The 14,225-nt window shown below is 68.8% G+C and carries 16 protein-coding genes, 1 tRNA gene and 1 other RNA gene; 7 read left to right on the forward strand and 11 right to left on the reverse strand.

Annotated elements, in window-relative coordinates; genetic code table 11:
• Positions 1-3 precede the first annotated feature (3 nt).
• The 3 genes from GOY17_RS12665 to GOY17_RS12675 are packed head-to-tail and all read left to right on the forward strand — an operon-like array spanning position 4 to position 3,399.
• Positions 4-954 (forward strand): DUF58 domain-containing protein, encoded by a 951-nt coding sequence (locus tag GOY17_RS12665; RefSeq protein ID WP_425482308.1) that lies wholly within the window; start codon positions 4-6, stop codon positions 952-954.
• Positions 947-2,917: a transglutaminase TgpA family protein gene (locus GOY17_RS12670; protein ID WP_157030678.1), complete on the forward strand. Its 1,971-nt coding sequence runs from the start codon at positions 947-949 to the stop codon at positions 2,915-2,917. The genes GOY17_RS12665 and GOY17_RS12670 overlap by 8 nt, the downstream gene beginning before the upstream one ends.
• The gene (locus tag GOY17_RS12675; RefSeq protein ID WP_115842953.1) at positions 2,914-3,399 is read left to right on the forward strand and encodes a Slp family lipoprotein; all 486 of its coding nucleotides are present in this window, start codon (positions 2,914-2,916) and stop codon (positions 3,397-3,399) included. Before GOY17_RS12670 ends, GOY17_RS12675 begins: the two co-directional genes overlap by 4 nt.
• Positions 3,400-3,480: 81 nt before the next feature.
• Here GOY17_RS12675 and GOY17_RS12680 read toward each other — a convergent pair whose 3' ends face one another.
• From GOY17_RS12680 to dnaX, 4 genes are all read right to left on the reverse strand, one after another.
• Positions 3,481-3,831 carry a histidine triad nucleotide-binding protein gene (locus GOY17_RS12680; protein ID WP_157030679.1) on the reverse strand — a complete coding sequence of 117 codons (351 nt, stop codon included), beginning with the start codon at positions 3,829-3,831 and terminating at the stop codon, positions 3,481-3,483.
• Positions 3,832-3,903: 72 nt separating this feature from the next.
• Positions 3,904-4,503: a recombination mediator RecR gene (recR, locus tag GOY17_RS12685; protein WP_115842951.1), complete on the reverse strand. Its 600-nt coding sequence runs from the start codon at positions 4,501-4,503 to the stop codon at positions 3,904-3,906.
• Positions 4,504-4,564: 61 nt separating this feature from the next.
• Complete coding sequence (locus tag GOY17_RS12690) at positions 4,565-4,885, reverse strand: YbaB/EbfC family nucleoid-associated protein (RefSeq protein ID WP_115842950.1); 321 nt, start codon at positions 4,883-4,885, stop codon at positions 4,565-4,567.
• A 68-nt stretch (positions 4,886-4,953) separates the two neighbouring features.
• A complete protein-coding gene (dnaX, locus tag GOY17_RS12695) occupies positions 4,954-6,852 on the reverse strand; it encodes a DNA polymerase III subunit gamma/tau (protein WP_157030680.1) in 1,899 nt (632 codons plus the stop codon).
• Positions 6,853-6,997: 145 nt separating this feature from the next.
• Between dnaX and GOY17_RS12700 the strand changes: the two genes are divergently transcribed.
• Together GOY17_RS12700 and ffs are read left to right on the forward strand one after the other, a co-directional pair.
• Positions 6,998-7,090, forward strand: a tRNA-Ser gene (locus tag GOY17_RS12700).
• 56 nt (positions 7,091-7,146) lie between these two features.
• Positions 7,147-7,243: signal recognition particle sRNA small type (gene ffs, locus GOY17_RS12705), an RNA gene on the forward strand.
• A gap of 357 nt (positions 7,244-7,600) precedes the next feature.
• Here ffs and GOY17_RS12710 read toward each other — a convergent pair.
• The 7 genes from GOY17_RS12710 to GOY17_RS12740 form a co-directional block, all read right to left on the reverse strand.
• Positions 7,601-8,608: a beta-propeller fold lactonase family protein gene (locus GOY17_RS12710; protein WP_157030681.1), complete on the reverse strand. Its 1,008-nt coding sequence runs from the start codon at positions 8,606-8,608 to the stop codon at positions 7,601-7,603.
• Between the two features lie 25 nt (positions 8,609-8,633).
• Positions 8,634-9,059, reverse strand: a complete 426-nt coding sequence (locus tag GOY17_RS12715; protein ID WP_115842948.1) for a molybdenum cofactor biosynthesis protein MoaE — start codon at positions 9,057-9,059, stop codon at positions 8,634-8,636.
• 64 nt (positions 9,060-9,123) lie between these two features.
• Positions 9,124-9,366, reverse strand: a complete 243-nt coding sequence (locus GOY17_RS12720) for a MoaD/ThiS family protein (RefSeq protein ID WP_115842947.1) — start codon at positions 9,364-9,366, stop codon at positions 9,124-9,126.
• Entirely contained in the window at positions 9,363-9,851 is a 489-nt protein-coding gene (moaC, locus tag GOY17_RS12725; protein WP_157030682.1) for a cyclic pyranopterin monophosphate synthase MoaC, read from the reverse strand. The genes GOY17_RS12720 and moaC overlap by 4 nt, the downstream gene beginning before the upstream one ends.
• A 143-nt stretch (positions 9,852-9,994) precedes the next feature.
• Entirely contained in the window at positions 9,995-11,023 is a 1,029-nt protein-coding gene (moaA, locus tag GOY17_RS12730) for a GTP 3',8-cyclase MoaA (RefSeq protein ID WP_157030683.1), read from the reverse strand.
• The gene (locus tag GOY17_RS12735; protein ID WP_157030684.1) at positions 11,020-11,778 is read right to left on the reverse strand and encodes an MBL fold metallo-hydrolase; all 759 of its coding nucleotides are present in this window, start codon (positions 11,776-11,778) and stop codon (positions 11,020-11,022) included. The genes moaA and GOY17_RS12735 overlap by 4 nt, the downstream gene beginning before the upstream one ends.
• 1 nt (position 11,779) lies before the next feature.
• Positions 11,780-12,529, reverse strand: a complete 750-nt coding sequence (locus GOY17_RS12740; RefSeq protein WP_157030685.1) for a 3-deoxy-D-manno-octulosonic acid kinase — start codon at positions 12,527-12,529, stop codon at positions 11,780-11,782.
• Between the two features lie 22 nt (positions 12,530-12,551).
• On the opposite strand from GOY17_RS12740, the gene GOY17_RS12745 reads away from it, so the two are divergent.
• Positions 12,552-13,655, forward strand: a complete 1,104-nt coding sequence (locus tag GOY17_RS12745) for a glycosyltransferase family 9 protein (protein ID WP_232338425.1) — start codon at positions 12,552-12,554, stop codon at positions 13,653-13,655.
• The gene (locus GOY17_RS12750) at positions 13,655-14,005 is read left to right on the forward strand and encodes a BAR domain-containing protein (RefSeq protein ID WP_157030687.1); all 351 of its coding nucleotides are present in this window, start codon (positions 13,655-13,657) and stop codon (positions 14,003-14,005) included. Before GOY17_RS12745 ends, GOY17_RS12750 begins: the two co-directional genes overlap by 1 nt.
• The last annotated feature ends 220 nt before the right edge of the window (positions 14,006-14,225 follow it).

Below are 14,225 nucleotides of genomic sequence, written 5' to 3' on the forward strand. Positions count from 1 at the left end.
TACCTGCGCGCCCACGCGATCGCGATGGTGTTCACGCGGCCCCGCGATCCCGAACCGCTTCCCGCGCGCCTGGACCGGCGCCGCATCTACGTGCTGCCCACGCGCTTTGGCATGTTCTATGCGATGGCGCTGATCACGATGCTGGTCGGTGCGTTGAACTACAACAACAATCCGGCGCTGCTGCTCGGCCTGCTGCTCGCCGGTGCGGGACTCGCGAGCCTGCTCGCGGCGCAGATGCAGCTATCCGACCTCCTGCTGATCGCCGCCGACGCCGAACCCGTCGCGGCCGGGACGCCGCTCGAACTGCGCCTGCACACGCGTGCCGAACCCGGCCGCCTGCGTCGCGGCCTGCGCCTCGACGACGATGGCACCTTCGACGCAGAGCCCTCCGTCCTCAACCTCGACAAGGGCGCGGGTGACGCGCAACTGCTGTTGCCCACCGAACAGCGCGGATGGTTCGACGTCCCGAAGCTGCGGCTCTCGACGACGCGCCCGCTGGGCCTGGCGCGCGCGTGGGCTTACGTCTGGCCCGAGACGCCGCTGCTGGTCTATCCCGCGCCGGAGCCGCATGGCCCGCCGCTTCCCGGCGGTCGGGGCGAAAGCGCGCAGGCGCGGCTGCATCCGGCCGGCGACGACGTGCACCACCTGCGCAGCTATCGCGCGGGCGACGCACCGCGGACGATCGCGTGGAAGTCCTCCGCCCGTCGCGACGCGCTGATCGTGCGCGAGTTCGAACAGCCGCTGGGCTCGGAAATCGTGCTCGACTGGCACGCGACATCGGGGCTCCCGTACGAGGGACGGATCTCGCGCCTTGCCCGCTGGGTCGATGAGGCCGAGCGCGAAGGCCGCCGCTACCGCCTGCAATTGCCCGGCCAGCCGGCCGTTGGTCCCGATCGCGGGCCGGTCCACCGTCACGCCTGCCTGCGTGCCCTGGCATTGATGCCGCATGTCTAGACACGCGCCGCTGCCGCTGGACGACCGCACGCGCCGCTGGGCGCTCTGGAGCACCGGCGCGTGCCTGCTGCCCTTGCTGCTCCAGTTGCCTGCGCAACTGGCTGGCGGTATCGCGGCCAGTGCCATCGCTGTCGTGGCGCTATCGTGGCGCCGGCCGGTGCCCAGCCTGTTGCGCCTGCTGATCGCGCTGGCGCTGATCGCGCTGGTCCTCGGGCTCAGCCGTTTCGCGATCGGTCGCGACACCGGCTGCGCGCTGCTGGCGGCAATGCTCGCAGTGAAACCGGCGGAAACTTTCAACCTTCGCGATGGGCGCAGCCTGATGGGCTTCGCGCTGTTCGCGCCGTTCGCGACGTTCCTGCTGGACCAGGGGCCTCTGTCGCTCGCACTCGCGCTGTGCGCGGTGCTGCTGGTGCTCGCGACACTGCAACGCATGGCGGAGCTCGAATCCGGCGACGTGAGGCCCACGGGGCCCGGGCAGCGGCTGAAGGGCATCGGACGCCTGCTCGCGGTGGGCCTTCCGATCGCGCTGGCGGCGTTCTGGCTGTTCCCGCGCATGGCCTCGCCGATATGGGGCATTCCCGAGCGCGCCATGGCGCGCACCGGCCTGTCGGACCGCATGAGTCCGGGCGACTGGATCGACCTGATGGCCGACGACACGCCGGCGTTGCGCGTGCGTTTCTTCGGCGCGACGCCGCCGACGTCGCAGATGTACTGGCGTGGACCGGTGTTGTGGGATTTCGACGGGCGCACGTGGACGCAGCCGCGCTGGCGTCCGGGCGAGGCTCGACCGCAGGTCGAATCCGGTGGCGTGCGCTGGGATTACGAAATGGAGGTCGAACCGACCGACGGACGCCAGCTCGTGGCGCTCGATCTGCCGCTGGGGCAGCCCAATGGCACGCAGCTGGATCCCGACCACGTGCTGCAGGCGTTTCGACCACTGGTCGCCATCAGCCGCTGGCGCCTCCAGTCGTCGCCGCCGGAACGCTACGAAGCCGATCTCTCTGCCGCCGTTCGTCGCCACGCGCTGAGGCTGCCGGAGGGGTTCAACCCACGCACGATCGCCCTGGCCCGCCAGTGGCGCGCCGAAGCCGGCACCGGCGGCGATGCAGTCATCGTCGACCGCGCACTTACGTGGATCCAGCGCGAATTCGCGTACACCCTCCAAACGCCGCTGCTGGGTCGCAATACCGTCGACGAATTCCTGTTCGACCAGAAGGCGGGGTTCTGCGAGCACTTCAGTTCGTCCTTCGTCGTGCTGATGCGCGCGGCCGGGATTCCGGCGCGCGTGGTGACCGGATACGCCGGCGGTTATCGCAATCCGCTCGGCGATTACTGGCTGGTGCGGCGCTCGGACGCGCACGCCTGGGCGGAAGTCTGGCTGCGCGGCCGCGGCTGGGTACGCGTGGACCCGACCGCCGCGGTGGCGCCGGAGCGCATCTACGACACGCTCGATTCGCGCGAGGCGGCCGACTCCGGACTGCAGGGTGTGCGCTCGCTCTACGACGTCACCGACTGGATGCGTCGCGGCTGGAACGAGCTGGTCGTGTCGTTCGATGCACAACGCCAGGAACGACTGCTCAGCCCGCTCGGCGTGGATCGCGTGGACTGGCGCATGCTCACCGCCTTGCTGGTGGGCGCGATGACGCTCGGCCTGCTCTGGATGGTGTGGTTCAGCCGACGCAGCGAACGCGAACGCGATCCGGTGCTGCGCGCATGGCATCGCCTTGGACGCCGCTATCGCCGCTTCGGGCTCGAGCGGTCGCCCAGCGAGGCGGCATCGACCTGGGTGTCGCGCGTCGCCGCCGCGCGTCCGGACTTGGCCGTGGAACTGAACGTGCTCAGCCAACGTTTCAACGATTGGCGGTACGCTGATGCCCAAACGGGGGGACGTTCGGCTCGCGCCTTGGCCAAGGCGCTGCGCGCGCATCGCCCGCCCGCGACTTCTCCAGGAGAACGCCGATGAACGTCCGTCTCGTCCTACTCGCATTGGGCGCCGCGCTGCTGAGCGCGTGCGTCTCGGCGCCGCAGCCGCTGCAGGGCGCCTATAACCCGATCACCCCGCGCGAGGCGGCTGCGTCCGACTCCACCGGCGCCTCGGTGCGCTGGGGCGGGCGCATCGTCAGCGTCGAGCCGCAGCAGAACCGCACCTGCTTCGAGATGATCTCCACCAACCTCAACGAATCGGCGCGCCCGTACTGGGGCAGCGACGACACCGGCGGCCGTTTCCTCGCCTGCCGCACCGGTTTCTACGATCCGGCGGTGTTCGAGAAGAACCGCGAAGTGACCTTCGTCGGCCGCGTTGCGGGTTACGAGAACCGCCGCATCGGTGGATACGACTACCGCTTCCCGCGCGTGGAGGCCGACGTGGTCTACCTGTGGCCGGTGCGCGAAACCGTCGATGTCGTGCAGTACCCGGCGCCGTGGCCGTGGTGGGGCTGGTGGTGATCGCCAGCGCGTTCGCTTGATGAAAAAGCCCGCCGGAAGGCGGGCTTTTTCATGCGGCGCATCGCGTGGTCGACGGCAGCTTCAGCGCGGCGTACCGAACCGCCCAAGCTGCGCGCCAGCCAGCAGATGCAGGTGGATCTGGAACACCGTCTGCCCGCCGTTGCCGTTGCAGTTCATGACGATGCGGTAGCCGTCCTCGGCGAAGCCTTCCCGTTTCGCGTATTCCGCCGCGGCATGCGCGAGTCGGCCGACGATCGAGGCCTGGTCTTCCTTCAGATCGTTGAGCGTGGCGATGTCGGTCTTCGGCACGAACAGCACGTGCACCGGCGCCTGCGGCGCGATGTCGCGGAAAGCGATCAGGTTGTCGTCTTCGAAGACGACGTCGGCCGGGATTTCGCGGCGGATGATCTTGTGGAAGATGGTCTCGGACATGGGCGCGCTCCTTGCGGGGCGAGAGTTGCGGATGAGGGCATCGATGATGCCGCAATCGCCGCGAAGGCGCCGCTAGTCCGCGACCTCGGTGCGGCTGCCGAAGGCGTGCGACAGCGTGCCGCGGTCCACGTATTCCAGTTCGCCGCCCAGCGGAACGCCGTGCGCGAGGCGGCTCGGCCGCACGCCATGCTGGCGCGCCAGCTGCGCGAGGTAATGCGCGGTCGCCTCGCCTTCCACGGTGGGATTGGTCGCGATGATCAGCTCCTGGACCTCGCCTTCGGCCAGACGCGCGGCGAGCGTGTCGAGCCCCAGTTCGCGCGGGCCGATGCCATCCAGCGGCGACAACCGACCCTGCAGCACGAAATACAGGCCGCGATAGCCCGTGGCCTGTTCGATCGCCAACCGATCCGCAGGCGATTCCACCGCGCACAGCTGGTGCGCGTCGCGCGAGGCGCTGGCGCAGGTGGCGCACACCGGCGTTTCGCTGAAATCGCGGCAACGCGCGCAATGGCCGATCTTCTCGACCGCTTCGGCGAGCGCGACCGACAGCCGCTGGCCACCCGCCCGCTCGCGTTCGAGCAGGTGGTAGGCCATGCGTTGCGCGGATTTCTGACCGACGCCAGGCAGTACGCGCAGCGCGTCGATCAGTTGTTCTAGCAGGGAAGACGTCATGCGTTGCGCCTGCGACCGTTCGCGCCAGCGCGGGCCAGCGGCCGGACGGCAGCCAGCATCATCAGAACGGCATCTTCATGCCCGGCGGGATCGGCATGCCGGCGGTGGCGGCCGACATCTTGGCCTGCGACTCGGCATTGACCTTGTTCACGGCGTCGTTGAACGCGGCAGCGATGAGGTCCTCGACCATTTCCTGGTCGGACAGCACGCTCGGATCGATGCGCACCTTGCGGCACTCCATGCGGCCGGTGATGGTCACGCTGACCATGCCGCCGCCGGCGTTGCCGGTGACTTCCAGCTTGCCGAGTTCTTCCTGGGCGCGCTGGACGTTTTCCTGCATCTTCTGCGCCTGCTGCATCAGTTGGGCGATGTTTCCACGCATGTTCGTTCTCGTGTTCCGGTGGGGGCGTTGTGCCGCGACTCGCATGAGCGCGGCGGGGGTGTTTCGACTCAGTTCTCGTCGTACGGACGGATCGAATCCGGCACGACCTTCGCGCCGTGTTGCGAAATCAGGCGCTGCACGTCGGGATCGCTCATGAAATTGGCTTCGGCATTGGCCTGCCGTTCGTCGCGCGCGCGCTCGTTGCGTTCGCGAAGCGATTCGGCCGGTCGCGACGCCTCGACGAAACGGATCTGCGGCGTGACGCCCAGCGCCGGCGCCAGCGCCTCGGCGACCAGGTTCACCGTCATCGCATTGCTGCGCAGCAGATCGTCGTCCGCCGACAGCGACAGGCTCAGCACGCCGTCGGCGTACCCGACGAAGCCGGCGTGTTCGGCCAGCACGCGCGCGGGGCCGCGCAGGTTCGAGTTCGCGACGAGCGAATGCCAGGCATCGGCGTCTGCGATGCCGGCGTCATGGACGAAGCCGGGACGCGGCGCGGGCGGCGCGCTCTGGGTCGGAGCGGGCGCTGCCGGCGCGGGCGGAGCGACAGGCTGCGGCGCGCGAACCGGTTCGCGCGGAATGTCGCGGGCGACGGCCGCTTCGCGCGGGACCTCCCACGGCGGCGAGTCTTCGGTCGACGCTTGCGGTGGGCGCGACGCCTCGCGGACCGGCGCGGCCTCACGCGCCGGCGGCGTTTCCCGCGGAGCCGGCGGTGCAGGTCGCGCGGACGGCGCCGCATCGGCAAACGGATTCGGCGGCGGCGTGCGCGGCGTGGACGCCGGCGCCTGCGGAGCCGCGGATGCGGTGCTGCGCACCGGCTCGCGGCTCACGCCGGGCGACGACGACGCGGCGCGCGCGCCCTCGCCTTCGGCCGGACGGAACGCGAGCATGCGCAGCAGGCTCATCTCGAAACCGGCGCGCGGGCTCGGCGCGAGCGCTAGGTCGCGGCGGCCGTTGAGCGCCATCTGGTACCACAGCTGTACGACTTCCGGCCGCAGCTTGCCCGCCAGGGCGTCGACGTCGACGCCGTCGGCCTCGACTTCCGCCCCGGGCACCAGCTGGCGCACCTGCACGCGATGTAGCGCGTCGCTGAAGGCGTCGAGCACGCCGCCCCACTCGGGCGAGAATTCGGCCAGCGTCGCCACTTCGGCCAGCAGCCGCTCGCCATCGCCATCAGCCAACGCGGTGAGCAGCGCGCCGACGCGGGTGCGATCGACCGTACCCAGCATGGCGGCCACGCCGGCGTCGGCGAGCACACCGCCGTCGGCGCCCGCGCTGGCACCGGTGTAGGCGATGGCCTGGTCGAGCAGCGACAGGCCGTCGCGCAGGCTGCCATCGGCGGCCTTGGCGAGCTGACGAATCGCGCCCGGCTCGGCCGGAATGCCCTCGGCTTCGAGGATCCGCGTCATCTGGCCGTTGATCTGCTGCTCGTCCAGCCGCTTCAGGTTGAACTGCAGGCAGCGCGACAGCACGGTCACCGGCAGTTTCTGCGGGTCGGTCGTGGCCAGCAGGAACTTCACGTGGCCCGGCGGCTCCTCCAGCGTCTTCAACAGCGCGTTGAACGCCGACTTGGACAGCATGTGGACTTCGTCGATCAGGTAGACCTTCACCCGGCCGCGGCTGGGCATGTACTGCGCGTTGTCGATGACCTCGCGCACGTCGTCCACGCCGGTGTTGCTGGCCGCGTCGATCTCGAGCAGGTCGATGAACCGGCCGGCATCGATGTCGCGGCAGGCCGCGCATTCGCCGCAGGGTTCGGCCGAGGTGCCGCGCTCGCAGTTGAGGGACTTGGCGAAGATGCGGGCGATGGTGGTCTTGCCGACGCCGCGCGTTCCGGTGAACAGGAAGGCGTGGTGGACGCGGCCCGTGTCGAGCGCGTTGCTGAGCGCGCGGACCACGTGCTCCTGCCCGACCAGCTCGGCGAAGCGCTTCGGACGCCACTTACGGGCGAGGACAAGATAGGACATGCCCTCATTCTGCCACGCCGCATCGCATCGACTGCGACCGTGAAGGCGTCGCTTGTCCATGCCGGGCCTGGCAGCTAGAATTCACGGCCCTGGAGTGCACCCCTGACCTGGCCTTGCGCCGCGTTCAGGCCTCTCCCGGAAAAACGGAGAGGTGTCCGAGTGGTTGAAGGAGCACGCCTGGAAAGTGTGTAAGCGTCTAAACCGCGCTTCGGGGGTTCGAATCCCCCTCTCTCCGCCAGATTCGATAAAGCCCCGCTGACGGCGGGGCTTTTGATGCAAGTCTCTATGGTGGCCCCGTCGGCCCCTCGCGACGCTAGGTCGAAAACCCCGCCAGGGCCGGAAGGCAGCAACGGTATCGACTGATGCGGGTGCCGAGGTCAGCCGGCGGGGTCATCGCCCATCTGGACGCTGCGCGTCTGCGACCCCACGCTTTTGCATTCGCAAAACCGCGGGCCCCGGGCCATGCACCTCCGATCCCCGCCGCTGCCGCGGCGCCCCCTTACCAAGGGGGCTGGTTATCTCGTCACGCTTACTTTTCACTGCGGCTCCGGCTCTTCGTCTGCGCTTTCCGTTCATCCGAGTGCGGATTGGCCGATGCAATGAAAAGTCGTCATCCCGGCGAAAGCCGGGATCCAGGCCCGCACCGCACGGGCACTCCCATCGGGGTAAACGAAGCTCACCGTCATTCCAGCAAAAGCTGGAATCCATCTTGATCTTCAAACGGCGCAAGCACGAAACGCGGCTCGCCCTACTCCACGATCCCCAGCGCGTCCGGCTCGCGGCCGGTCTTCCAGTGGTCGACGACCTTCCACTGCGCGGTGTCGATCACCGCGATCTCGTCGCCGCCGCTGACGGCGGCGTACACGCGCGGCAGCTTCGGATCGGCGATCACGCCGATCGGCAACGCCGCGCGGCCGAGCATGGTGTCCCGGTATTCGACGTCCGGACGCGACAGCGCCACGGTATGCGTGACGGCGTACTTGTGGGTGTCGATGACCGACAGCGTCGCGGCACGGGCATTGGTCACCAGCGCATGTCGATTGTCGGCAGTGAAGACGACGCGGATCGGAAAACCTTCGCTCGCGATGGTGTGGCGGATCGCCAGCGTCTTCGGATCGTGCACCGTCACGGTACCGGCTTCGCGATTGCTGACCCACACTTCACCTGTGCCCGGGTGCACGCCAACGCCTTCCGCGCCCGCACCGGCAAGCACTTCGTGCGTCTTCGCGCGCGTGACCAGATCGATGCGACTGACGGTGCCGGCATCGATCTTGGTGACGAAAGCGGCCTTTCCATCGCCCGACACCGCTACCATGTGGCCGCGGCCGTCGCCGAGGTCGATCGCATGGTCGACGCGGCCGTTCGCCACATCCACCAGCAGCAGCTTGCGCGAGGCTTCGGTCGTGACCACCGCGCGCTTGCCATCGGGCAACAGGCGCATGCCGTGCGGCTTGCCGTTCTCGCCCAGGTCGATCGTGCGCGTGCCGCCGGGCTTGTCGAAGTCGAGCACGGTGATGCTGCGGCCCGGCGTCGCCGCGCCGTAATTGCTGACGAGGGCGAAGCGGTTGTCGCGACTCACGACGATTTCGTGCGGTCCCTGTCCGGCCGCGAATTCGCCGACCCGCGCGCCGTCCTTCGTCGAAAGACGCCACACCGTATCGGCGGACTTGTTGCCGACCAGCAGGTCGCCGGCCGATGCGGGCGCGGCGACGAGCATCGCGGCGACGGAAAGCGGAATCACGAAATCGCGAATCACGACGTTTCTCCGTGGGAAAGGTGTTTCAGGGCTTCGTATCGGGATGCAGCCAGCCGGCGTCGCCTTCGGCGTAGCGCTCGTGTTTCCAGATCGGCACGCGCGCCTTCACCTCGTCGATGATGTAGCGGCAGGCGGCGAAGGCGGCGTCGCGATGCGCGGCGCTCACGCCGACCCAGACGGCCATCTCACCGATCACCAGGTCGCCGACGCGGTGCACGCAGCGCGCGTCGAGGATGTCGAACTTCGCGCACGCCTCGTCGAGCACCTTCTCGCCTTCGGCTTCGGCGAGCGCGGCATAGGCTTCGTAGCGCAGGCCCAGCACGTCACGGCCTTCATTATGGTTGCGCACCCAGCCTTCAAAACTCGCGTAGCCGCCTACGCGGTCGTCGAGCAGTTCGGCGCGAAGCGTCGCGGTGTCGATGGGGGTTTGCGCGAGGGAGAAACGGGTCATGGGGAGATTGTGGCACTCGTGGTGTCCAAGGGTTCTTCGAACTGGACGCAGCGGCTCGGGCCGCTCACCCACCACTGACCGGCGGAATGAAGGCGACCTCGCTGCCCTCCTGGGCGGCATCGCTCCAACGGGCGAACGCGCCATCCACCGCGACGCGCAGACGCTCCACCGGAAGTGCAAAACCGTGGCGCTCGCGCAATGCCACGTACAGCGCGCGCAGGTCGCCGTCGAACTCGACGCGTTCAGAGTCGATGCCCGCCGCATCGCGCAGGCTCGCGAAATACAACACCGTCACCTGCGTCATCACATCGCTCCGAAATCGTGCTTGCCGCCGCGCTTGCCGAGCAGTTTCGCCGGGCCCAGCACGATGCGGTGCGACAACGCCTTGCACATGTCGTACACCGTAAGCGCGGCGACGGTGGCGCCGGTCAGCGCTTCCATTTCGACACCGGTGCGATGCGTGGTCTTCACCGCACAATCGATGCGTAGTGACGACTCGCCATCCCATTCGATGGCAATGCGACATCCGTCGATGGGCAGCGGATGGCAGAACGGAATCAGTTCGTGCGTGCGCTTCACCGCCATGGTGCCGGCGACGATCGCCGTTTCGACGATACCGCCCTTGGCGCTCTTCAGGCCGGTCGCACGCAGTTGGCGCGCGACGTCGGCGGGGAAGCGGACGCGGCATTGGGCATGCGCCTCGCGCTTCGTCGCTTCCTTCGCGGATACGTCGACCATCGCGGGGCGGCCCTTGGGGTCGATGTGCGTGAGGGTTTTCGCGGGCTTTTTCATGCGGGTATTTTGGGGGTGGGGGCGGTGGGATGCACGTTGCAGGCTGCGTCGCGTTGGCAAGGGCATCGACTTCGGCGGCGTCGGTTCGGCCATCCATGGCGCGCGTGGCCAGCAGGCCGCGCAGTCCGCGCAAGCGGCCTGCCTCATCCCCCTATCAGGAACATCTCCACGTGTTTGCGCGACGCCCCGACGCCGCCGCGCATCTCGCTGTAACGATCGCCACGGCGCGTCCATATGGTCGATACGCGCTCGCGCAAGGCGTCGACGCCCTGGGACAGCGCGGGACGAAGATCGTGCCCATCGCCGGCGAACAGGCAGGTGTAAAGGCGGCCGTCGGCAGAGACGCGGGCGCGATGGCAATCGCCGCAGAACGGTGCGCTCACCGAACTCACGAAGCCGACTTCGCCCTGTCCGTCTTCGAACGCGTAACGCGACGCCACTTCGCCCCGGTAATTCGCTTCCAGCGCGCGCAGCGGCCACTGTGCGGCGATGCGGTCGCGCAATTCCGCGGAGGGAACCACGCGATCGCGCGACCAGTCGTTGCAGGTGCCCACGTCCATGAACTCGATGAAGCGCACGACGTGGCCCGTACCGCGGAAATGCGACACCAGCGGCAGCACCTGGTCGTCGTTGATGCCGCGCTCGACGACGCAGTTGATCTTGATCGATTCGAAGCCGGCCGCGCGTGCCGCTTCCAGCCCAGCCAGGACGTCGGACAGTTCGCCGCGGCCGCCGGTCATGTCGCGGAACCGCGCGGGATCCATCGCGTCGAGGCTCACCGTGATGCGCCCCAGCCCCGCTTCGCGCAATGCGCGTGCCTGCGCGGCGAGCAGCGACCCATTCGTGGTGAGCGCGATGTCGTCCAGGCCGGGAATGCGCGCCAGCCGCTGGATCAGCGACGGCAGGCTCTTGCGAAGCAACGGCTCGCCGCCGGTGAGGCGCAGCTTGTTCACGCCCAACTGCGCGAAGCCGCGTACGAGCGTTTCGATCTCGTCGAACGACAGGCGCGTGGCCGAATCGAAACCGTAGTCGTCCGGCACGCGATCGGCCGGCATGCAGTACGGGCAGCGGAAATTGCAGGCTTCGATCACCGACAAGCGCAGGTCGCGCAGAGGGCGCCCGCGCACGTCGAGCGGCGTCGTGGCAGTCAGCGGCTGCGAAGCGGCGTTCATGCCGGCTCCGCGCGCACCGCTGACGGTTCGTGCAGCGCGACGACCTGGCCGGGATGGGCCACGCGGTAACCGCGCGCGGCGAGGATCTCGCCTTCCTCGCGATTGCCGTAGTGATACAGCAGGCAGCGGCCGAGCAGCGCGGCGGAATACTCGCGCTCCAGGTCCTCGATGCCGCTATGCGAAGGGTTGCCGTGCAGCGCGCAGTCGTGCGCGACGAGTTCGCCGGCGTCGGCATAGCGCGCGAGCATTTCCGGGATCGGGCGCGTGTCGCCCGTCCACACCATGCTGCCGTGCAGACGCAGGCCGAACGCGGTTTCCGGCCAATGGTGGCGCGTCGGGAACACTTCCAGCCGCACGCCGTCGTGCCAGAACGATCCCCCGACCGGGATCATCTGGAAGGCGTCCCAGAAGTTCACGCCGCCTTCGGCGAGCGCATTGGGATAGTCGCCCACGCGCTGGTGGAGCAGCGGCACCACGGGCGCCGGCACGTACAGCTTCACGCGGCCACGGCGCGCATCGTCGAAATAGCTGCTGACGAACAGGCGCTCGAAGCCGGCCACGTGGTCCAGGTGCGTGTGCGTGACGAACAGCGCGCGCGGCATGTCGCCGTAGTACGCCTGGTATGCGGTGAGGCCTTCGCCGCCGCAGTCGATCGTCAGCCACGGCGCGCCGTCGCGCTCGATGGTCGCCATCGCCGAGCCGAGCTCGACCGCCGACGCATTGCCGACGCCATGAAGACGCAGTTGCCACGTCATCTCAGTAGCCTCGTTCCCAGGCACGATCGTACGCCGCACGCAGGCGCGCGTAATCGCGCTCGACGTCCGAGACCGTGCGTTTCCCGCGCAGCTTCAGCAGCGAGCGCTTGAGCCGCGCGAGGTTGCGTTCGCGCCAGCCGGTGGCGGGAATGCGGACGCGACCGCGGTCCAGATCGATGATCCAGCCTCGCCCGGTCGTGGTGAACAACAGGTTGTGGGCGTTGAGGTCGGCGTGATCGAGGCCCGCGCGATGGGCGCGGGCGATCAGCCGGCCAGCCTCCTCCCACGGCGCACCATCGGCGGCGACCGCGGCGCGGTCGGCCAGCGAGCGCACGTCGTCGAGGCGTTCGAGCAGGATCGCGGCGCGGTAGAACAGGCCGTCGCGGCGGTAGCACGCGGCGATGGGCCGGGGCACAGGCACGCCCTTCTCGGCCATCGCTCGGGTCAGGCGGAACTCGGCGAAGCTGCGCGTGCTGGCCGCGCCGTGCCACCAGTAACGATCGCGGCTGACCTTCGCCACCATGCCGCCGCGCAGGTAGCGCCGCAGCAGGGCCGGGCCGAACGGCGCGTCGACGAACCATGCGCCGCCGCGACCGCCGCTTTCCACCGGGCGCGCGCGTTGCTGCCAGAACGAAGGCATGAACCAGTCCGGGCTTGCTTGCCGCACCCGGTTACGGTCGAACAGAATGGCTCCGTACCCGCTGTCGTCGCGGAACGGCGTCAACTCTTCGGCAGCATCGAACCCCGTCATTGCCCGGAGTCTAGCAATTCACGTGTCCGCTGCCTCCTCCAGCGCGCCTCCCGCGCCCGCTTCGATCTGCCTGCTCCGCCTGTCCGCCCTGGGCGACGTGACCCACGTCGTGCCGCTGGTGCGCACGCTCCAGGCGGCATGGCCGCAAGTGCGGCTGACGTGGGTGATCGGCAAGGGCGAGCACCGCCTCCTCGCCGGGCTGCCCGGCGTGGACTTCGTCGAGTACGACAAGAAGTCCGGCGTGGCCGGCATGCGCGCACTGCGTGGCGAATTGCGCGAACGCCTCGGCGCCGCGAAGCGCTTCGACGTGCTCCTGCAGATGCAGGTCGCCGCACGCGCGAACCTGTTGTCGGCCTTCATTCCGGCGCGCAGGCGCGTGGGCTACGACCGCTCGCGTTCGAAGGACCTGCATGGCGTCTTCATCAACGAGCGCATCCCCGACCGCCCCAGCATCCACGTGCTCGACGCCATCGGCAGCTTCTGCGAGCCGCTGGGCCTGCGTCAGGAGCGCGTGATCTGGGACCTTCCCGTGCCGGACGACGCGCGCGAGTGGGCGCGCGCGCAGTGGCCGCAGGACGATGTGCCGACCTTGCTCATTTCACCCTGCTCGAGCCACGTCCTGCGCAACTGGCCCGCCGACCGGTTGGCCGCCGTCGCCGATCACGCCGCCGCGCGCGGCTGGCGCGTCGTGCTGTGCGGCGGGCGAAGCGACCTGGAACGTGCAACGGGCGATGCGATCCTTTCGGCGATGGGGCATCCCGCGCTCGACCTGATCGGCAAGGACACGCTCAAGCAATTGCCGGCGCTGCTCGAACGCGGCCAGTTGCTGATGACGCCCGACTCCGGCCCGATGCACATCGCCAACGCGATGGGCACCAAGGTGCTGGGCCTGCATGCGGCGAGCAATCCCGCGCGCAGCGGGCCCTACAGCGACCGTCGCTATTGCGTGGACCGCTATGACGACGCCGCGCGCAAATACCTGGGCAAGCCTGCTTCCGAACTGCGCTGGGGCACGAAGATCGAGCACGCGGGCGTGATGGACCTGATCACCGTCGACGACGCCATCGCCGCGTTCGAACGCTACTGCGCCGATCATCCGAACGTCAGTTCGCAGGAGAACCCGTGATGGCCGCCTGGTTCACCGTCGTCGCGCCGCTGCTGCCGGAGCTCATCCGCGCCGCGCGCCCCATGTTCACGCGCAGCCGCGAGCCGTCGCAGATTCCGCAGCAGATCCGCGAACTGCAGGACGCGGTCGATCGCAACGACCAGGCGATCCGCACGCTCGCCAGCGAGATGGAGCAGACGCTGTCGGCATTGAAGCAGGCGTCCGCGCAACTCGAATCGACGCTGGTCGACCTTCGCCGCCAGCAGGTCGAACAGGACCGCCGGCTGCAGGCCATGCAGTGGGTGACGGGCGTGGCGGCGACGGCAGCGGTGCTGGCGTTTGGGCTGGCGGGTTATGCCTTGGCTAGTTGAAAGGTATCGACCAATCGCCGTTCGGGCTCACACACGCATCGCGAACTGACGACGGGGTGGACTCGCGCCACCCATGGCGCTCGCCTTCCGGCGCTACGCGCTTCAAGGCAGCCTCCCGCCGTCCAAATCGGCAGTCCTGCCGATTCGTCGAACCGAGGGTTCTCATCACGACCTCCCTCTCCGCAACGCAAAAAAAAAGAAGACGCCCCCTTTCGGGGGC

It is taken from the genome of Lysobacter soli (genome assembly GCF_009755585.1).
GTDB lineage: Bacteria > Pseudomonadota > Gammaproteobacteria > Xanthomonadales > Xanthomonadaceae > Lysobacter_J > Lysobacter_J soli.